The organism is Salipaludibacillus agaradhaerens (assembly GCF_002019735.1).
Taxonomy (GTDB): domain Bacteria; phylum Bacillota; class Bacilli; order Bacillales; family Salisediminibacteriaceae; genus Salipaludibacillus; species Salipaludibacillus agaradhaerens.
Genome location: NZ_KV917378.1, coordinates 3,173,380 through 3,193,468 on the forward strand (window position 1 = coordinate 3,173,380; position 20,089 = coordinate 3,193,468).

Annotated in this window: 19 protein-coding genes; 13 read left to right on the plus strand and 6 right to left on the minus strand. The window is 37.5% G+C overall.

Annotation, left to right across the window (positions count from 1 at the left end; all coding sequences use genetic code 11):
* The first annotated feature begins 42 nt into the window (after window positions 1-42).
* Window positions 43-888 (plus strand): non-homologous end joining protein Ku, encoded by an 846-nt coding sequence (ku, locus tag BK581_RS14805; protein WP_078578888.1) that lies wholly within the window; start codon window positions 43-45, stop codon window positions 886-888.
* Between the two features lie 480 nt (window positions 889-1,368).
* Here ku and BK581_RS14810 read toward each other — a convergent pair whose 3' ends face one another.
* The 4 genes from BK581_RS14810 to BK581_RS14825 all read right to left on the minus strand — a co-directional run bounded on the left by BK581_RS14810 (window position 1,369) and on the right by BK581_RS14825 (window position 5,371).
* Window positions 1,369-1,539, minus strand: a complete 171-nt coding sequence (locus BK581_RS14810) for an aspartyl-phosphate phosphatase Spo0E family protein (protein WP_078578889.1) — start codon at window positions 1,537-1,539, stop codon at window positions 1,369-1,371.
* Between the two features lie 492 nt (window positions 1,540-2,031).
* A complete protein-coding gene (locus BK581_RS14815; RefSeq protein ID WP_078578890.1) occupies window positions 2,032-3,087 on the minus strand; it encodes a lysylphosphatidylglycerol synthase transmembrane domain-containing protein in 1,056 nt (351 codons plus the stop codon).
* Window positions 3,068-4,111, minus strand: coding sequence for a glycosyltransferase family 4 protein (locus BK581_RS14820; protein ID WP_078578891.1), 1,044 nt, complete (start codon window positions 4,109-4,111; stop codon window positions 3,068-3,070). The genes BK581_RS14815 and BK581_RS14820 overlap by 20 nt, the downstream gene beginning before the upstream one ends.
* Before the next feature lie 27 nt (window positions 4,112-4,138).
* Window positions 4,139-5,371 (minus strand): glycosyltransferase family 4 protein, encoded by a 1,233-nt coding sequence (locus tag BK581_RS14825; protein WP_078578892.1) that lies wholly within the window; start codon window positions 5,369-5,371, stop codon window positions 4,139-4,141.
* 646 nt (window positions 5,372-6,017) lie between these two features.
* On the opposite strand from BK581_RS14825, the gene BK581_RS14830 reads away from it, so the two are divergent.
* The 4 genes from BK581_RS14830 to BK581_RS14845 all read left to right on the plus strand — a co-directional run bounded on the left by BK581_RS14830 (window position 6,018) and on the right by BK581_RS14845 (window position 10,522).
* A complete protein-coding gene (locus BK581_RS14830; RefSeq protein WP_078578893.1) occupies window positions 6,018-6,710 on the plus strand; it encodes a response regulator transcription factor in 693 nt (230 codons plus the stop codon).
* Between the two features lie 8 nt (window positions 6,711-6,718).
* A complete protein-coding gene (locus BK581_RS14835; RefSeq protein WP_078579958.1) occupies window positions 6,719-7,693 on the plus strand; it encodes a sensor histidine kinase in 975 nt (324 codons plus the stop codon).
* Between the two features lie 182 nt (window positions 7,694-7,875).
* A complete protein-coding gene (locus tag BK581_RS14840) occupies window positions 7,876-8,649 on the plus strand; it encodes an ABC transporter ATP-binding protein (RefSeq protein WP_078578894.1) in 774 nt (257 codons plus the stop codon).
* Window positions 8,624-10,522, plus strand: a complete 1,899-nt coding sequence (locus tag BK581_RS14845) for an ABC transporter permease (RefSeq protein ID WP_169837723.1) — start codon at window positions 8,624-8,626, stop codon at window positions 10,520-10,522. The genes BK581_RS14840 and BK581_RS14845 overlap by 26 nt, the downstream gene beginning before the upstream one ends.
* Window positions 10,523-10,886: 364 nt before the next feature.
* Here the strand turns inward: BK581_RS14845 and BK581_RS14850 are convergent, their stop codons facing one another.
* Window positions 10,887-11,519: a hypothetical protein gene (locus BK581_RS14850; RefSeq protein ID WP_078578896.1), complete on the minus strand. Its 633-nt coding sequence runs from the start codon at window positions 11,517-11,519 to the stop codon at window positions 10,887-10,889.
* A gap of 1,022 nt (window positions 11,520-12,541) precedes the next feature.
* Between BK581_RS14850 and BK581_RS14855 the strand changes: the two genes are divergently transcribed.
* The 5 genes from BK581_RS14855 (at window position 12,542) to BK581_RS14875 (ending at window position 16,290) form a co-directional block, all read left to right on the plus strand.
* On the plus strand, window positions 12,542-13,309 hold the full coding sequence (locus BK581_RS14855; RefSeq protein WP_078578897.1) for a hypothetical protein: 768 nt from the start codon (window positions 12,542-12,544) through the stop codon (window positions 13,307-13,309).
* The gene (locus tag BK581_RS14860) at window positions 13,306-13,659 is read left to right on the plus strand and encodes a hypothetical protein (protein ID WP_078578898.1); all 354 of its coding nucleotides are present in this window, start codon (window positions 13,306-13,308) and stop codon (window positions 13,657-13,659) included. The genes BK581_RS14855 and BK581_RS14860 overlap by 4 nt, the downstream gene beginning before the upstream one ends.
* A gap of 203 nt (window positions 13,660-13,862) precedes the next feature.
* Window positions 13,863-14,615: a hypothetical protein gene (locus tag BK581_RS14865; protein ID WP_078578899.1), complete on the plus strand. Its 753-nt coding sequence runs from the start codon at window positions 13,863-13,865 to the stop codon at window positions 14,613-14,615.
* Window positions 14,616-14,629: 14 nt separating this feature from the next.
* Complete coding sequence (locus BK581_RS14870) at window positions 14,630-15,982, plus strand: alpha/beta hydrolase family protein (RefSeq protein WP_078578900.1); 1,353 nt, start codon at window positions 14,630-14,632, stop codon at window positions 15,980-15,982.
* Window positions 15,979-16,290: a hypothetical protein gene (locus tag BK581_RS14875; protein ID WP_078578901.1), complete on the plus strand. Its 312-nt coding sequence runs from the start codon at window positions 15,979-15,981 to the stop codon at window positions 16,288-16,290. The genes BK581_RS14870 and BK581_RS14875 overlap by 4 nt, the downstream gene beginning before the upstream one ends.
* A 326-nt stretch (window positions 16,291-16,616) precedes the next feature.
* On the opposite strand, the gene BK581_RS14880 is transcribed toward BK581_RS14875, so the two are convergent.
* Window positions 16,617-17,456: a lipoate--protein ligase family protein gene (locus tag BK581_RS14880; protein ID WP_078578902.1), complete on the minus strand. Its 840-nt coding sequence runs from the start codon at window positions 17,454-17,456 to the stop codon at window positions 16,617-16,619.
* Between the two features lie 178 nt (window positions 17,457-17,634).
* On the opposite strand from BK581_RS14880, the gene BK581_RS14885 reads away from it, so the two are divergent.
* The 3 genes from BK581_RS14885 (at window position 17,635) to BK581_RS14895 (ending at window position 19,987) form a co-directional block, all read left to right on the plus strand.
* Window positions 17,635-17,856 carry a DUF1450 domain-containing protein gene (locus BK581_RS14885; protein ID WP_078578903.1) on the plus strand — a complete coding sequence of 74 codons (222 nt, stop codon included), beginning with the start codon at window positions 17,635-17,637 and terminating at the stop codon, window positions 17,854-17,856.
* 284 nt (window positions 17,857-18,140) lie between these two features.
* The gene (locus BK581_RS14890; RefSeq protein WP_078578904.1) at window positions 18,141-19,445 is read left to right on the plus strand and encodes an HD domain-containing protein; all 1,305 of its coding nucleotides are present in this window, start codon (window positions 18,141-18,143) and stop codon (window positions 19,443-19,445) included.
* A 2-nt stretch (window positions 19,446-19,447) separates the two neighbouring features.
* Entirely contained in the window at window positions 19,448-19,987 is a 540-nt protein-coding gene (locus BK581_RS14895; protein WP_078578905.1) for a YwgA family protein, read from the plus strand.
* The last annotated feature ends 102 nt before the right edge of the window (window positions 19,988-20,089 follow it).

Here is a 20,089-nt window from a genome sequence, read left to right on the forward strand (position 1 = left end):
ACCAAAAAATTAGCAGGATAGTAACTAAAAACAGGTGATGTCATGCATACGATGTGGAAAGGAACGATCAGCTTTGGTTTAGTCAATATTCCAGTTAAGCTTCATGCTGCAACAGAAAATAAAGACATCAAATTAAGACAACTTCATAAAGAATGCCATACGCCGATTTCTTATGAAAAAGTATGTAGCAGATGTGAAAAGGAAGTGGCAAACGAGGATATTGTCAAAGCATACGAATATGAAAAAAACAAATTTGTTGTTCTTGATGATGAGGATTTACAAAGCTTACGGAAAGAAAGTGAAGATAAAGCAGTCGAGATTATCGATTTCGTTAAATTAGAAGAAATAGATCCTATTTATTTTGACAAAAGCTACTTTCTTGCACCGGATACCGGTGGGGGAAAAGCGTACGTGCTATTAAGGCAATCATTAGAAGAATCAGGAAAGATAGGTGTCGCTAAAATCATTATTCGGTCAAAAGAGCAATTGGCCATCGTCCGTGTTTATCAAAACACATTGGTGATGGAGACGATTCATTTTCCTGATGAAGTTCGTAATGCTGGAGAGGTCGCCATCCCTGACAATCAACAAATTACAAAAAAGGAACTGGATACAGCGCTCATGCTTATTAAGCAACTGACAACCCCATTTGACCCAGAAAAATATCAAGATGATTATCGCAACGCCTTGCTTGATGTGATTGAACAGAAACGGGCAGGAGAAAAGACGGTAGAGACCACTGGGAAGCCAGCACCAGCAGCATCAAATGTGACCGACCTCATGTCTGCATTACAGGCATCTATTGATAAAAACAAAAAGAAAACAGGGAAGCAAGGCACAACAAAGAAACCAAGTTCACAAGCAGGCGTGAAGAAAAAAGCCCAATGATGAGAGATAATAATAGGGAAAAATATGCTATTTAAGGATGACTATTTTTATATAGTTGTTGAAACATGTTTTCAAAAGGCTGAAAAAACTGGTTTTCGTCGGGATACTTCTAGCTAGTGAAAGATAATATAACTTTTTAAGCATCCTAGTGCAAATTACCATGATCTAAATTTATCCCACTCTAAAGGGCAGTAAAACCTTCACCTGAAAACTTAAGAAGATCGAAAAGTTAAGATGGGGGATAAACTGCCCCTAAAGGTCGGATAAGTTAAACTAACAATCAGTGGGGATGAAGGGAAACTCCCCCTGATTGAAGCTTAGCTTTATGAATCATGGTTTTTTAAATATAGTGGTAAATGGCATACAGCGGTGAGAGAATGCGATCATGGTAGTGGCGGTGGTAGGGGAAGTAGAATTGCAACAAAAATAAATTTACATTTTTCAGGTGATTTTATCATAAAACACGATAGTTGCTTATCGTTACGGTTTTTTATCTGTATTTATCCTTTTTTGGTATTCGAGGATAAGTTTATCTAATTCATGACTGTGTTTTAACGTCATATGATTGGTAAAACCATTGGCTAGTCCTGACGCAACCATTTCTTTTCTTTTATATTCAATCCCTTTTTTTAATACGTGAAGTTTCGTCATGGTTAATCTCCTAAATAATACAAATATCAACCTAGACTTACAGTATCAAAAAAATAACAAATGTAAAAGGTTAAAATTGACTGCTTTTCTAGTGATATCGTTATAAATAGAGACGTAATATAAACTAAAACTGAAGAAAAAGTCCTATTCTTTTCATTAGATGTATCTCCTCATTAAAGTTTAAAATTGGAGAGAGGGTCATGGTAACTTTATCTACGAGGAACTCCTTTCCCAGAAAAGGAAATCTAGCAAATCTTTATTTGTTATCATAAACCATTTTAAACTTTCGTTAAAGGAAAATAAGTCATTTATGAAAATATATAGTTATTATTCTTTTGTCTGTTAGGGATGGGATATAGAAGGAACATCTAGGTTGTTAAAAGAACCCTCATTATGACCCAAAATAACAGGAGGTCTTGTATGGTGGAACATACATTTTAGTATCGTTTTACCCAAAAATAGAGCTCCCCCTCGAATAGGAGGGGGGTAGATCTACCGATGAGGATTCATCTCAACGCCCCTGGTAGTTTTTCCAAAGTCTTGAGCTTTCTCCTTCTTTTTAACCATCAAGGAAATGGACCCGAACAAAATACAGCTGTAATACGTGATAAAACGCCATAAGAACAGGCTTAAGACAAGTGTTGTGGGATCAAGGATCAGACCAAACAACAGTGAAAAGCTTAATTCAGCACCGCCACTCCCGCCAGGTATCGGAATTAGCGAAGAAAACATAATGATAAAGGTGTGAAACGCAATAATTTGTAAAAGGTCAAGCGGTCCCGCACCGACTCCTTGTAGCACAAAATAAGGAATACTGAAAAACAGCCACAATTGCAATGTTGTTAGTACACTGCATTGTAACAACAATTTCAAATCAACACTTATTCGTTTGCTTTCTGCATGAAATAAATTCATTTTTTGCTCAACGTTATTTTTCAATGATGAATATGTTTCAGTCTTTGTGAAAAAAGAAACGGGTTTTAATAGAAAGTGAACGATTAAAGAAGCTATTTTCTTGTTTTTTCCTACCACTATTAAAGCCACAATAAAAAGCGTGTTAAGAGTAAATCCCATCAAAATTAACACACTCATTTTTGGAAGCGATCCGTTAAGCAAATAGTGGTATCCGAACAACAAGACGATAAGAGAATTTACAACGAGCATCCCTTGATAAACAATGAGTTTTATTAAAAGGACAGAGCTTGCGGCACCAGCATCCATTCCGTTTTTCGTCAGTATATACAGTTGAGCCGGTTGGCCGCCGGTGGCAAGAGGTGTAATCGTATTAAAAAATTGCCCTACCAAAGTGATTCTAAATGCTTCCCCGATAGTTGAGTGAATGGTCACTTTCCTTGAGATCCGATGGAGGATGAATGCCTCGAGCAGCCAATACAAAAACATAGCGAACATACCACCAAAAAGCCAACCGATATGGGCGTTTTTTAATCCCTCCCAAACGGAAGCAGTGTCAACTGTTCGAAAGTGATAAGCAATAAACCCAATACTAATAGTGAAGATAAGGATGATATTAAACAGACGTTTTTTCATTTTCTTTGATTCCTGCTATCTCATGATAAAAGTCTTTCCATATTTTCCAGAGTCGCTCCTCGGAATAGTAGGCGGCTCCTTTAGTTGCAAGCTCCTGTGCTTGTTCATAATAGGAAGGATCATGTTTTAATTGCTCAATAGCGGCAGTAAAGGCTTTATTGCTATTACCTTTAAGGTAGTAGCCGTCTAATATGACAGTGTATAATTCCAAATCTCTAATCAAAACGGGAAGACCGCAGCTCATTGCCTCAAGAATGGTCATCGGAAAAAGCTCGTTATAGGACGGCAAAAATAGCATATCTGACAAGTTATAGTAATCGCTCATGGTTGAGCGGTCGATGATGCCAGTGAATGTGACATTAGCTGGAGGATTGTCATAGATCTTCTTTAATTCCTTGTAACCCGCGGTAATTTTTCCGAAAGAAAACCCGCCTGCCCATATAAAGTGAACATCTGGTAAATAATCAGCGACTTTGATAAAATCCAGTATGCCTTTTCGATGCTGTACTTGTCCCGCTCCCATAACGACAAAGGCATTTTCTGCTATTCCGTACTTTTTACGTTTGGCTATTTTGTCCTTTTTCTCAATGGGATGAAACGTTTTATTGGAGACAAAATTAGGAATGTATTTTATTTTTTCTTTTTTAATACCGTACGCTTCAAGCTTCGGGATAAATAGGGGGTTGACGACGACCAGCCAATCCATCCGCTTGTAAAATGATATTAAATATCGGCTAAATAAGGATTTTGTTCCAAGAGGAAGTTTCAAGCTACCCTCTAACGTCTCTGGAACAAAGTGCACATATCCCACTTTCGTTCCCCTCTTTTTGTTCCCAAACGTAGACAAGTAAAACGGGAAATCGACTGTATGATAATGGGTAATATCTGCAGAGGTATTCTTATTAATTGTTAAGTAATAAGTCTTCTCATAATTGGCAAGTAAATTAGTAAGTTCTTTGTAGGCGGAAGCCACTCCTTGACCTTTTACTTTTTCTGCTGATGACATCATATTAAGTTTTAGCATTATAGTTCCTGCCTTCTTCTTGTTTTATTATTTTCCGATCATAAACAGAGAGCGCATCCAACGTCTGTGTCCCGTTAGTCTTGATGACTGTTTATACAGTTGGTTTTTTGCTGTCACGACTTCCCGGTACACGTCCAAGATGTTGTTGCCGAAGTTGGCGACAGATAAACATTGACTTCTTTCAAATGCTGTAACAGCCATTCTTTTTAAATAAACTTCATCAGATAGAGCATGAATGACGGCATCGGCTAAACCTTCGTTTGTTTGATAGACAAATCCCGATTCTCCGTCAGTTACTAAGGCGTCTAGACTGGGATCGGCCTTTGCCACCACCGGCGTTTTCGAAGCGATGGCTTCTGACAAGGTCAGTCCCTGTGTTTCGGATGTGGAGGCACTAATAAACAAATCCCCTAGTTGGTAATAGTTATTCACTTCTTGCCATGGAACAGCCCCAGTAATGACAATAGAGCTTTCAATTTGAAGGGTGTGTGCAAGATCCGTTAATTGCTTTTTCATCGGTCCGTCACCAACAATGACAAGCTTAGCGGCAGGGTGTTCATTTAGAATTGCTGGCATTGCCTGCAAAATTGTCTCGACGTTTTTCTCCTGAGATAAGCGGCCGACAGATAATAAAATGGGGCCTTCATGGATACCTAATTGCTCTTTTAACTGATCTACCTCGGGCAGTTGTTGCTTTTTTAGTTTAAATTGATGAAAATCTGTCCCTGTGGGTATGACCTTAATGTCGTTGTTGACACCATAATTTTCTAAAACGGTTTGTACTTTCTCGGACGGAACGATCGTTTTGTCCATCTTATTGCAATAAAATTTGCTTACTTTCCTTACTGTGGACGGCTTTACGAACTTCCCATTGCCAATATAATGCAAGTAGTCCTCATACATCGTGTGATAGGTGTGTACGATTGGTAAATCGTATTTTCTAGAAGCAAAAACCCCCATCAGGCCTAATGAAAATTCTGTATGAGTATGAATAACATCAATGTCGAGCCGATTCACGAGTCTTGCTAGCTTGAATAATCCGGCAACGGCAAGCCGCCTTTCCTTGAAAAAGATGAACGGCAAACTTGAAAAACGATAGACTCTGCCTTTCTCTGCTTTTATGTCGGCATGCGGGTCAGTTGATGTAAAAATGTATACGTTATGACCACGTCTTGCCAATTCCTTTTCTAATAGATTAATTGACGTCACAACGCCATTGATTTGTGGATGATACGTATCGGTAAATAGTCCAATATTCATAACTTTTCCTTCTTTCTCTAAAAGGATGACATTTATCACAGATGTCTAGATAGGGGAGAACGGCCGCTAATGTCCTGATTCACTCAACTACTATTAGTGGGAGAAAAACGAAAACTCAACTGATTGAAGGGGTGTTTTATAACGTGTCTGTGCGTAAAAATCTACTATATTTGTTAAAAAACGTCGGCGTTTTCGCTAGTATCTTCAGCTTATCACTGTGTTTTCATAGTTTTTTCAAATAAATTCTCTCAATCTGTTCTCTATTTTTATCTTAATGAGGTCCTATCATTTTTGCGATTGGTTATTCTTAAATGAAGCTTACATTTTTGTAAGAAAACAAGGATATTTTAGTATAATCGCTCTGGGGGAGTAGATGACCCTTAAGGAGGACAAGAGGAAAATAGTTTCTATATCTGCTTGTTATTTTATGAGATTGACATGATTAGGGATTATTTGACGATTACTTACATAATAGAATTACGTTATAATAAAAGAAATTTAGGTCTAGAATCCTATACGCAGTGTGTTTACTGGGGGGGGGGAAATGGTGATTAAGGTTGTCTTCATAATCTTCTCTCATGAAAAGGGCCGTTGAAACAGGTACTGTGGGAAATGAGTACACCTTAGTAAGAAAGGAAAAACCTTCATGGCAACGATATTAATTGTAGAAGATAATGAGGATTTGAGAACGTTTGTGTCGGATCATATAACGAAATTTGGCTATGATAGCTATTTAGTAACGGATTTTAAAGAGGTATTGGGTGACTTCTTGAAGGTCACTCCGGATCTTGTGTTGCTCGATATTAACCTACCCTATTATGATGGTTTTTATTGGTGTAGACAAATTCGGAAACATTCCAATTGCCCGATTATCTTTATCTCTGCTCGAGAAAGTACGATGGATCAAGTTATGGCGATTGAACATGGAGCAGATGACTACATCACAAAACCATTTTCTTTTGAAATTGTCACAGCCAAAATCAAAAGTCAGCTCCGTCGAACATTAGGTGAGTATGCAGAACTCCAAGGTGGAAAAGTGATTAACTTGCATGGATTGAAATATTACCCCGAAAAGCTAGAGCTCGTGTTTCAAGATCACATTCAGGAGCTGTCGAAGAAAGAGGCAGCCATGATTGAATTACTGCTAGAGCGAGGAGAGCGAGTAACAAGTCGTGATCGGTTAATGGAGAAGATGTGGGACACGGACTTATTTGTTGATGAAAACACCTTAAACGTCTACATTTCAAGACTTCGCAAGCTGCTTAAGGAAATGGGCATTCATGATGCGATTGAAACGGTCCGCGGGGCAGGATACCGTTTAAAGAAAACATGGGATTGAGAAAAATTATGAAGATTTTTTTGAAAAGTCATTTTATATTACTATTAGCCGTCATGACCCAAGGCGTTTTTACATGGAGCTACTTTTGGTTTATTGGATTTCACGCTTGGGGACATGTCATATACAGCATTTTCATTCAATTGTTATTTATTCTAGGGTATTTGACGTATTGCTGGATAGAGGATTACAAGCTATATCACTGGATTCAGTCGTCAGATGATACCACAAGGCTTATTCCAAGCTTAGGCACTAGTTATTTTTCCAAGCGTCTTCATGAACGGATAATAAAGGAAAAGGAAAAGGCAGATCGGAAAATTGTCGAAAGTGAAGCGGAGATTAAAGAAAGAGTGACATTTATGAATCAATGGGTTCATCAAATGAAAACACCGATCTCGGTCATTCATTTAATGATCCAGGATCAAGATGACCCCGTATTTCAGGATATGCGTAAAGAACTATTTAAATTGGAGGAAGGATTAAAAACAGTTCTTTATTCCTCTAGGCTTTCAATGTTTGGAAAGGATTATCATATCGAATCGTTCCCCATTGCCCCGTTTCTTAAAGAACTAATAAAAGAAAACAAACGACTGTTTTTTCAATTTAATGTTTATCCTCATTTAAAAGAAACCGAGGAGAGAAGCATTTTATCAGATAAGAAGTGGTTGAAGTTTGCCATAGAACAAATTCTCTCTAATGCTGTCAAGTATTCAACAAAGAAAGCTAACCGGGTGGATTTGAAAGTGGAAAAAGTGAATAAACGTGTCTTGTTAACGATTACTGATTACGGAGTCGGTATTCCTGAGCAAGACGTTAGGCGTGTATGTGATCCTTATTTTACAGGTGTGAACGGGAGGAAGTATCATGAATCAACTGGAATGGGGCTTTATTTAGCGAAAGAAATCCTAGGTAAACTGGATCACAAAATGACTATTACATCTGAGGTAAATAAAGGAACCACTGTTTGCATTGATTTAAGCAAATAAAAAGTGAGACCTTGCTGAGTGTCCAGCAAGGCTTTTCTACGTAGATATTTGTTAAAAGTAAGACGGAAACATGCTCTATTGGCGTATATTTTAAACCTTAAAAAAATGTAAGGTTAATTTAAGGAAAGCAAATCGCAACAAGGTTACACCCCATCTAAAATGAAGATATGGAGGTAACAGATATGGAAGACGTGTTGAAATTGAATCAAATTCATAAGATTTATGAAGGAAAAGCGCCGTTTCAAGCATTAAACAATATATCGCTAAATGTGGCGTCAGGTGAATTTATTGGAATTATGGGGCCATCTGGAGCAGGGAAGACGACTTTATTAAATCTCATTGCAACACTTGAACGGCCTACATCTGGCAATGTGATTATTAACGATCAGCAGCTTGATCAGTTAAATAAGGAACAACTTTCCATTTTTAGGAGGCGTACGTTAGGGTTTGTTTTCCAAGATTTTGTTTTACTCGATACGTTGACGTTAGAAGAGAACATCATGATGCCGTTAGTGTTAGAAAAAGAAGACCCTTTAATCATTAAAAGAAAGGTCAAAAAGATTGCTGAAAAACTAGGAATTGCATCTCTTTTAAACAAACGTCCATTTGAAGTGTCTGGTGGACAGAAACAACGCACAGGGATTGCAAGAGCGATCATTCATAATCCAGATTTGTTGCTAGCGGATGAACCGACGGGGAATTTGGATTCAAAAACGTCTCAAGCAGTATTGGAAGAGATGCTTAGGGTTAATGAAGAGGAGAACATGACCATGCTCATGGTAACGCATGATCCGATTGCCGCAAGTTATTGTGAGCGGGTCATTTTTATTAAAGATGGTGAGTTGTTCAATGAAATCTATAAAGGGAATAATAGAAAACTATTCTTCCAGCAAATTATAGATGTCTTGTCGATGCTCGGAGGGAATGAGAATGAATTTTTATCAGCTCGCTACTAAGAACGTGCTGCGTAATCTCCGTTCTTACTTAGGTTTTTACTTCAGTAGTTCTTTTGCAGTCATGGTTTTTTATATGTTTGCCATGTTTGTTTTTCACCCAACGGTAGAAAGTAGCACCATCGGGAAAGTAGCACAAAGTGGCATGAAAGTAGCAGAATGGATTATTTATCTATTTTCAATTTTTTTCGTTCTCTATTCTGTACGAGCTTTTATGCGAACACGCAAGAAAGAATTTGGAGTTCTGCTGATCATGGGGATTTCTCAGAGACAGCTCAACCTTTTGTTGACTACGGAAAATATGATTATTGGGGTGGGATCCATTGTCAGTGGGATTGTAGGTGGAACAATTCTAGCAAAAATGTTCTTTGCTGTGGGGGCATATATGATTGAAATGAGAGAACCTTTAACGCTATATCTTCCATGGAAAGCGATGGGACTTACTGCAGGGGTTTTTCTTCCTCTTTTTTTCGTTATATCGCGAATTCTTCTCTTGTTTATCCGAACGGAGAAAATTGCCGCGTTTTTGCAAGGCTCAACAAAATCAAGAAGGGCAACTAAACCATCGGTCCCTCTATCGCTCTTGGGGAGTGTTTTATTTAGCATCAGTTATTTAATCATGTTTTTAACGCCTTTAAATGATGTCGTTATCATTCTATTACTACTCATCATTTTATCAGGGATTTATTTTTTCTTTAACCAGATAAGTGTGTGGCCCTTACATCTGTTAAAGAAGAACAACAACACCTATTTAAAAGGTGTCTCTCTATTAACAACGACTGACTTAGCAAATCGATTAAAGGATAATACTAGATTATTATCTATTGTTACTGTTATTTCAACCGTTGCCTTTGTTACGACGGGAGTATTGGCTACCGATCAATCAGATGAAATCGTGGAATTGGTGGAAAATGCGATTTTTGAAATTGATTATTATTCCATAGAGGGTAACGAAAAAGAAGCAGAACACCTCGAGCTAATTAAGTCAACTCTTCAAGAAAGTGGATTTGACTATGACCTTAAAATAATGGACATTGGCGTATCCATGACGTATGAGAATTTTATAGGTTTTGTTCCCCTCCGTGTTATATCTGAACGAGAGTTAAAAAAACACCTTCCGAATCACGATATTCCAACCCTTGATGACAATGAAGGCGTTTTATACCTCGATTATTGGAATGCTCGTTGGAATCAGGCGATACCTGAAGTGCTAAACTTACTTGATTCATCTAAAACGGTTAAGGTACAACAGGTGAAACAGGATACGTTTTTTAATGATAGGCTACTCGTTGTAAACGATCAAACCTATAAACAATTCAGAGAAGATTTGGTGGAAGCTACCATGTACGGGTTTACTTATCCCAATTGGAAAGAGAGTTTGGATGAAATTGAAAGGTTGCTGTTAAAGGTCGAACAAAATGCTCCTAGTTATGATAATGAGTATTATATATATTCCAAGACATTTGACTACTTCATTATCTCACAAGTGCCTAGCTTACATTTGTTTATTTGCTTATTTGTTGTCGTCGTTTTTTGTTTTGCGGCAGGAAGCTTCTTATATTTTCGGGTGTTTACTGATTTACAGGATGAGAGTGAGAAGTATAAGGCGTTGTTTAAGATTGGTTTAACCGAACGAGAAATGCGAAAAAGTATGACTCTCCAGTTAGCCATCCTATTCTTTCTTCCATTTCTAGTGGCCGCCATTTTGACTATTTGTGTCATGGTCATTTTGTGGAAATATGAGGTGTGGGATGCTATCGGCCCTACGCTTAAAACGATTGCTGGTTTTATGGTTCTACAACTCCTCGGCTTTACTATTGTGAGACAATTGTATCTTAAAAAAATAATGGAACTAATCGATACAGAAAGTTGGTGAAAATAACATTCAAAATATTATAAGATTTTTGGAAGGCGGTCATGTTTATTAACTCGTCTTCTATCTCTTGATGAAGGATATGCAAGACGAGAGCATCATATAATTAAGCGACTGATAACGATAAAAAGGAGCAATATTTTGAATAGCAACTGCTTACGTACTTGAAGGGAAACAAAATGACAGGGTGCGATATAGGAGGGGAAGATAATTAATAGGAAAGCACAGACCTATAGAGAGGGTCTCTATAGGTCTGTGTAGTTGTCTGTTTTTATTTATCCCACTCTTAAGGAGCAGTAAAACCCCGCTATTGAAGCATAGCTTTATCACAGATCGTCCATAACACGCCACTGATTGGAGGTTCGTTTTATTCAGTCATATCAATTAGTCTTTTATACTCTTCCGTCTCCCCGTTTACAAGGTTGTCCCACTTAATTAACCCGATGTTTTCCGCAATATAAAAGTAATCGGTACTAATCTGTTGACTGCTATAGGATCTTTCTATTACTGCTACATTTCTGACGTTGCCAGCAGGGGTTTCAAACGTTTCTAACACGTCGATAACAGTGTATGTTTCCGTTACAGAGGCACTCAAATTTGCATTAAGACTTTCTGTTTCCCATTCTTTTCCTTTTGTAATGGGTTTCTCCAAGACGATTTCATTTCTGTGATTAGAGACCAATTGTAAGACATCTACTTCGTTATTTCCGCCAAATTCTATTTCCAAGTCTCCACCAGATTGAAAGGTAGCTGTTCCTTTTAAATAAATTCCTCCCGCCCCTATTTGCTCGTAGAGGGCTTTTTCCGTGTTCTCTCCCGAGAGTTCTTCAACTTTTAGGTCTATAGTTAAATCGGTAACAGGATATTCGTACGTGTATGTTTTATCAACATCTGGCAGGTAGCTAATAGTATGTCGGTTAAAGTCGAACACGCTATTAATCACAATGTATAAAATTATAAATAGAACGCCTAAGGTAACACTAATCTTGATTTTGGTCATTTCCACACAACCTTTGATTTAAATAAACTAAGTTCATTCTACTTAAAAAATAGATGATTTGAAAGCCCTATATCTGTCATGAGGAAAGTGGTTAATGATGACTTTTAATTATGAAGATTAAAAGAAGCGTCAAAAGGCAGAAGAGGGGACTTATTTGTATCAACAGTACGGATAGGTTTGTTTTTTTAATTTAGGTTTGTAAAACGTCACTTCACATTAAGTGCCGTTAACCAAGGGGAGACAATCAAAACGTTACACAATACTGATATTGAACCGTGTGTTCGATGTGATAAAATTTATTTAATACTCGAAGGCGATAGGAGGGATGGCATGAATATTATAGAAAACCCACATAGATTGGGGACCTCTAAGTGTGAACTTTGGTTGTGTCAATTTTTGCACTTCTTAACGTGCAAAAAGTCAAAACGTTTAGAAAAGATAATACTTCAAATAGAGGAAGATTTAGAAGCAATAAAAAACAAAATAGTTTAACGAGATTCTACGTGGACCACGGTCATCATTTACTTTAAAAAGCAATGAAACTTGTTTCAGATAGCTGAAACATCTATAATCCTTAAAACATTTAAGGTTAAATAATTCTTCATTAATATAAAGAAAAAGAGCGTCCCTTTTTAGACCACTATTTCTTATCCACTACTAGTAACCTCTATGATTTTGATGCCATTAGACGGTTTAATTCGTTAATAACATCATCCAATGCGGTCTTGATACGGAGAGGCCTCTCATCTGTCTCTATCTATTTTTCCCATTCTCTGTCACTAGCAAGAATGGGTGTTTTATCACAGAAACCGGTCCGTAAAAATCGCTTCAATATAGAGAAGAGAGCTAAATCTATATAGGCGAAAGATAACGGACGCTAATGTCCTAAATCTACTCAACTACCAATAGTAGGAAGATAACAAAAACTCCCACTGATTGAAGTTTAGCTTTATAATTTAGGAATATTATTCCTTAAATAGTTACATATACTACTGGCTTCTAGCCTCGAGAGGAGCACTGTTTTGAAACATAAAAAAGTCGTTATCGCAGGAATAGCATTATTCGTGTTAGTGATGCTAGGGGGAGGTCTGTTTATGAATAAGAATTCAGGTGACTGGTCAGAGAGACACCGAGAGGACATTGAAGAGAATGTTAGAAATTATGTGGAAAGATATAAGCTAGATCCTGATAAAGTGGAGATTGATAGAATTAGGGAGCCGATAAAATTTCCTACTGGAGAAGAAGAATTTAGGGTAGATATTCGTTATCATGGAGAACCTTTCTTTTCTCACACTTTAATTGGCCATCCTGACACTTTAAGTATAAGTGATAAAAATTTGATCATTTCACTTTTTAATGAATTATACTTACATGAGAGGTACGAAGATTTTAAACCGGCGATGGACTACTTGAAGAGTCTAGGCGTTAGTGACCCTTTACGTCCAACTGACACGAAAATTCAATACTTTAAAACTAGTCTTGGTGTGTCTGAACAGATAAAGGATGATATAATTAATGCATTTTATGAAAGTAATTATGATTTAAATCAATTCAGGTCATACATACAGGAAAATTTAGATAAATTCATCAGATTGGATAGTAATATTTCTATTTACGGAACAAAGGAAAATATTGATGAATCTTTAGCAGAAGAAATAAAAGCAGAACTCATGGAGATTCTTCCTCATTCTAACTACCATGTTCAAGTTGGTGTAAGAGATCCATCAACTGGCGTAGGTGAAGAAGGATTATTCGATTATTTAAAAATAAGAGGAGTTGAAGTTGATTGATTGTAAAAGGTGAAAATACAGAAGCTTTTACTGATGCAGAACATCAACTAATAGGTATGAAAATTAGCTACATTTCAGAAGAGAATGCTTCTTATATAGATGAAAGTAGTACGGAAGCTGAAATAACTCAAATACTTGATAAAACAATTGAAGATTACAGAATAGCCTTAAATAATAACAACATAAACTTTGTTGACGACGTCCCTCAATACTTCAATACAACTGCAGAAGTTGAAAGTAGCAGTTATTTGATGGAGGGAATTCCGGCAAGAGAAATTGAATCTGGCAATCATATTAATGCAATTACAAAAGGAGATCCATCAAATCCGGATGAGAGTAATGTTCTTTGACAGGAGGATGGATTTTTTAATGTTTTGGTCTGGTAAAAATAATACTATCACAATTCTTTAGTCCTATTACTTTAATTAGGAGCATTTACTCATTTTCTTTTTTATTGTAGAAAATGAAGTTACAGGTCATTTATAATTTAGGAATATTATTCCTTAAATAGTTACATATACTACTGGCTTCTAGCCTCGAGAGGAGCACTGTTTTGAAACATAAAAAAGTCGTTATCGCAGGAGTAGCATTATTTGTGTTAGTGATGCTAGGGGGAGGTCTGTTTATGAATAGTCAGTCAGGTGAATGGTCAGAGAGACATCGAGAGGACATTGAGGAGAATGTGAGATCTTTTTTGGAGTCACATCATCTTAATCCGGATGATGTGGAGATAGAACAAATCACCGGTCCCATTCGGTTTCCAACTGGAGAAGAGGAATTTTCTGTCTATATAAAGCATTGGGGAAACCCTTATTTTTATATGGTTTTAAAAGGAAATCCTGATTCCCTAACGGTGAATCAGTCTAGTGAAAGAATGATTCGTCAGGTATTTAATGAATTATATTTACAAGCAAGATATGAAGAGTTTAAACCAGCAATAGAGTATTTACACCGCTTAGGGATTGAAGACCCTCTAAGACCTCAAGACGCCATGAACCAATATATGCACACAAACGTAGGGTTAGATAACGAAATACAAGATGAAGTGATACAAGCTTTTCGTGAAAGTGATGATGGATTTGATAAGTTGATTGATTATATCAATGGAAATTCAGATAGAATTATTAGGTTGGAAAAAATTGATATAAGAGGTGAAAAAGAAGAAATTGATAGTCAAAAGGCAGAAGAAATAGAAGAAACGTTAAAAGAATTATTGCCAAAAGGGGATTATCGTGTAGAAATTGGCGTGAAGGATTTTGAAACAAGGGAGCTTGAGGGCTTTCGAACAGATATAATAATAAGGTAGTGAGGTGAATATGTGTGAATTGGGAAGGCGAACCGAAAAGAGTAAAATCTTTTACTGATGCCGAACATCAGCTTATTGGTATGAAGGTAAGTTATCAGGCAGAGAATATTGTTAGAGATTATGATATCTCAAATTTTAATATTGATGACATCGAGGAATTAATGTTAGTTGAATATCAAGAAGCATTAGGAGACAATTCAATTCGATTTGTTGACGACGTCCCTCAATACTTCAATACAACTGCAGAAGTTGAAAGTAGCAGTTATTTGATGGAGGGAATGCCTGGAAGAGGAAAAGAAGTTGAAACTGGCAATCATATTAATGCAATTACAAGAGGAGATCCATCAGACCCAGATGAGATTGTCGTTGTTATACCTGGGACAACATTTACGGATATACTGGATTGGGAACAGACAGTACATCATACGCTCAACAATAGAACGTTTGATTACAGCGAAGAAGCGATTGAATATGTTGGTGATTTAATTGAAAAATACCCTGACGCTAAAATAACAGTGGATGGGCATTCGATGGCAGGGAAAATTGCGATGCAAATAGGCATGGCTTACCCTAATGTTCAGGTTAATGCCTATAATCCAACCGCTTTAGATAAAGAATTTCGTAAAATGCTTGATGATGATGTGCATTATGATAATATCAATGTCTTTGTCTATGATGATGAAATAGCAGGTATTGAACGGATGATCCGCTATACAGATGGGTCTGGTAGAAGTATGGAAGGGATGCCCTTTCAGGTGTATCATATGAAGGATGATAGACCTGAGTTTAGGAACAGCCTTCAAATGCTACCTAACAGAATTCTAAATGGAAAGATTGAACAGCATTCAAACGGTGCTTATCGAGGGCTGGATGGGTCCTTAATTGATATCTTTAAACTCTCACCTTTCACTTATACAAACGGTGCTATTGGAGGGACAGAGATAGAATTCAACAAGCAACGGTATCTCGATTTAGCAAACTTGCTAGAAAGTGAGATTGTTCCTCAACTGAAGAAAGCCTTAGGGCTTCATGAAAGTATGGAAGAGGATATAAGTGGAGAAATACGCCGGATCATCGATAAAGCTGAAAGTGGTATTATGGAAATTGAATATGATAAGGATGTTATTGGAACAACAGCGTGCGGTGATCCTAGAGTTGATAAAATAAGTGAGTTTAAAAGTAACTATTTAATCGATGGGAAATATAGATGTTATGATAATTCACGTTTAACTCAGTTGCTTGAAAAGAATCATGAATTACAACAAAGACTATCCCAGTTTGCATCAAGGCTGCAAGAAACAGCACACCACTTGGAGATTATGGATATGATATCAGCAGTAAATATAAAAGGAAGTAAAAGCCAATGATACTATGGATGAATAAAGATTATATGGAAAAAACGAACTTTAACGCTGAAGTTAATGGCTTTTTAAAGACCGCTAAAAACGAAATTGAGGCGTTAAGTGAGAGAGAAAAAAATCAAGATGAAAGAAATCAAGAGATCGTCACACAAATGTATCTCCTTGAAGTTATGATTCAATCTATGTATTTAGAAATCGATACCTCTATGCGTGGGAAATATCGAGATGAAGTCCTATTAGAAATGTTTTGGATTGTGATGGATATGTACCATTTAAATAAAGAATGGGAAAATTTCCGTAAGACATTTGCATAATACATAAAGGATCCACCGAGATCGGGTAGGTTGTTAAATGTTAAGAAAGTAAACAGCCTTTTTCTCGAATGAACCTTCAATCAAGACCTTCCCGTCCGTCATCTCCCGCTTGAGCCGAAGTTTTACGGACGGTTAGCTGTTATAATAAGTGACTGAAACGTAAGATGGCGACTCCTGGAGGATGAAGCGCAACCTGAAGTGAATGTCATACTCATTATTCGAATTTTATTATTTGATTTAAAACGCTAAAGTTCACATAAAAACGTTGAGACATTATCAATAAAAAACACTTATGTCCCAACGGTCAGTCATAAGGTACTTCCCATTTAAGAAAGATCAGGGAATGGTAATTTCTCGTTTCGTTTGACCATGCGTGCGATGTTATTTTCATAAACAGACCAATCTTCTTCGTTCAACTGATAAGTTGTTAAACGATCGCTTAATTGTTGGAGCTGTAATAATAGCCGATGATTCAGCACCTCTGCTGTGTAATGATAACCTGCTAATTCTTCAAGTGACGCCATTTTTTCTGGGGAAATGTGCGGATACTTAAATTTTGTCTCTGCTTTGTTTACTGCATATTTATAAAAATCGCGAATAAGACTAGCGCGTTGTGAGCCGCTTCCATTCATCGCTAAATAAATTTGCACTGCTACCCCACCCCGTAATCGGCGTTGAGAAATGCCGGCAAATTTTTGACCGTTAACGCTTAAGTCATAACGGCCAGGGCAATAAGATTCTTTAATTTCACCATCGACGATGTCCGTACCCAGCTCCTCGATAAGCCCACGGGTCAGTCCCACCATCATCTCGTAGCCTTGATCAATTGTCAGTCCTTTTTCCTCTTTGAAAATAAGAGACAAGTTGTAAATGCCAGGGTCCAGCACGACTGCTAAACCACCTGAATTTCGTACAATCACATCATAGCCTTCATTTTGAAGATACCTAATACCATGTTCAATAAAAGGAAGACGGCTATCTTGAATACCGAGGACAACTGTTTTGTCGTGAACCCATGACCGGGCGAATGCCGTATCATGGAGATTGGCCGCTTTTTGACATAATGTATCATCCATTGCAAAAGAATGGATTGGATTCATCGTTAAACCAGAGAAAGCTTGATCATAGAACAGCCAATGTTGCCGGTGAAGTAGTTGATTTGTCATAGTTTGAACTCCTCTGTCATTCCTTGAAAGATAGCATTTTAAGAGCTATACCGAGAAAATTATATCATATTTCTTTTGAACAGATTAAACAAGGTTATTGCAATTTACTATCAAGAAGTTGTAAAATACATCAGTAACCATCATAGAGGAGATTGACTTAAAAAGGACGTGGTGTCAAATGGCAAACGAATTTAAAATTTGTGATGATTGCCAGGCCACTAATATTAAAACATTACTTCCGAAGTTAAAAAAATTAGATCCAGATGCGAACATAGATATCGGGTGTCAATCATACTGTGGACCGGGACGTAAAAAGGCTTTTGCATTCGTCAATGACCGTCCGGTAACGGCGCCAGATGAGGATCAATTAATTGAGAAAGTAAAAAAGCGAATGAAATAATGTGTGGCCACGTTATGGATATATACAACTAAGCTTCAATCAGTGGGGTTTTACTGTCCCTTAAGAGAGGGATAAAGTTCAAAATGACGATTCTGCAGACGGGTGAGTGATCACGGCCGCCTGCAGTTTTTTTACGATTAATTAAAGAATAAGTCCTTTTCTTGTTAAAAAATGGCGTCTAGTAGACGGAAGCGGGTGCCAATTTTACAGCTTGTCTAGTATAATAAAATGAGATTAACTAGAGCTGAACGTCACAGTTAGACATGGAAGGGGTCACCGACGACATGACTAGGCCAGATGGTAAACTCGAAGAAGAAAAAGTATTTAAAGATCCAGTTCATCGTTACATTCACGTAAGAGATGAACTTATTTGGGAACTCATTGGCACGAAAGAGTTTCAAAGACTAAGGCGTATCAGGCAACTGGGTACGACGTATGTGACGTTTCATGGTGCTGAACATACGCGCTTTAATCATTCGCTCGGCGTGTATGAAATTATGCGGCGGATGGTCGATATTTTAGAGCGAAAAGGGGTATGGGATGCTGATGAACGTCTTGTCTGTTTAGCATCAGCTTTATTGCATGATGTGGGACACGGGCCCTTTTCTCATTCGTTCGAAAAAGTGTTTCATATGGATCATGAGCAGTGGACGCGTCGCATTATTACGGGAGAAACGGAAATTAATGAGGTCCTTAAAAAGATGGGTGATGACTTCCCAAACAAAGTAGCAGATGTTATTGCCAAAACATATGATAATAAGCTGTTAGTTAGTTTAATTTCAAGTCAAATTGATGCGGATCGAATGGATTATTTATTACGGGATGCGTTTTACACAGGCGTCAGTTACGGCCAGTTTGATATGGAACGAATATTACGGGTGATGCGCCCTGAAGAAGATCAAGCGGTCTTTAAACATAGTGGTATGCACGCCGTAGAGGATTATATTATGAGTCGTTATCAAATGTACTGGCAAGTGTACTTTCATCCCGTGACACGAAGTGCTGAAGTGATCCTCTGCAAAATATTAAATCGCGCTAAAGAATTACTTGAGGAAGGGTACGACTTTCAGATTACCCCCGTTCACTTCATGTCGATGTTTAGCGGTCAGGTAACGTTAAATGATTATTTGAAATTAGATGAATCCATCATCCTCTACTATTTTCAAGCATGGGAAGATGAAAAAGACACAATTTTAAGCGACCTATGTCAGCGGTTTATGCACCGACGCTTATTTAAATATGTGGAATGTAATCCAAGTAAGCAAATGCTTATTTGGCCGGAACTGCAAGAGCTCTTTAAAAAAATAGGGCTCAACCCAGACTATTACCTTGTCATCGATTCCTCCTCTGATTTACCGTACGATTTTTATCGGCCAGGAGAGAAAGATGAACGATTGCCGATTCATCTATTAATGCCAAATGGAGAATTGCGAGAATTGTCTAGAGAATCTGATGTGGTAGAAGCGATTTCTGGGAAAAAACGCACGGACCATAAGCTCTATTTTCCTAAAGATTTGTTAACCGACCACACGCCGTTTCGGGAAGAAAAACAACGGATTTTGTCATTACTTTTAAATCAGGAGGGATAGTTGTGTTGAATGAACATGCGAAGCTTTTAGCACTATTCCAACAAACTGGGGAAATTGTTGGTCGGAAAAAGCTTCAGAAGATGATTTACATAGCTAAAAAGCTAGGCTTGCCGTTTTACGAGAAATATCAGTATCATATGTATGGTCCCTATTCTGAAGAGTTGACGCTGAGAGTCGAGGAGATGACCCAATTGGCCTTTATTTCCGAAGTGAAGGAACAAAAAGCCGGTTACCAACAATATCGTTATACGTTAGCGGAAGCAGGGGCTGAATTTTTGAGGGTGGCAGGCGGGGAGTTTCCTGATGTTTCTCATGTGCTGAAACATCTCAATGAACAAAGTGCTAAATTTCTTGAATTAGTATCTACTGTTCTTTTCTTTGAGGAGTTACCGAAAGAAGACGTGACGAAAAAAGTGTTTAAATTAAAAGCGAAGCAAAACTACACAGAGGAAGATATTGCGGAAGCCTATCACTTAATTGAAGCCTTAAGAGGCGAAGTGACGGCCAGTGGGCTTATTAACGTGAGTAATGGTGGTCAATAAAGAGAACGGTTTGTTCCTGTAGTTTAGACGACGTTTAAAAAAGGACTGTGAGACAAGAGAAAGTCAGCTTGTCTTACAGCACTTTTTTCATGTTTATAGACT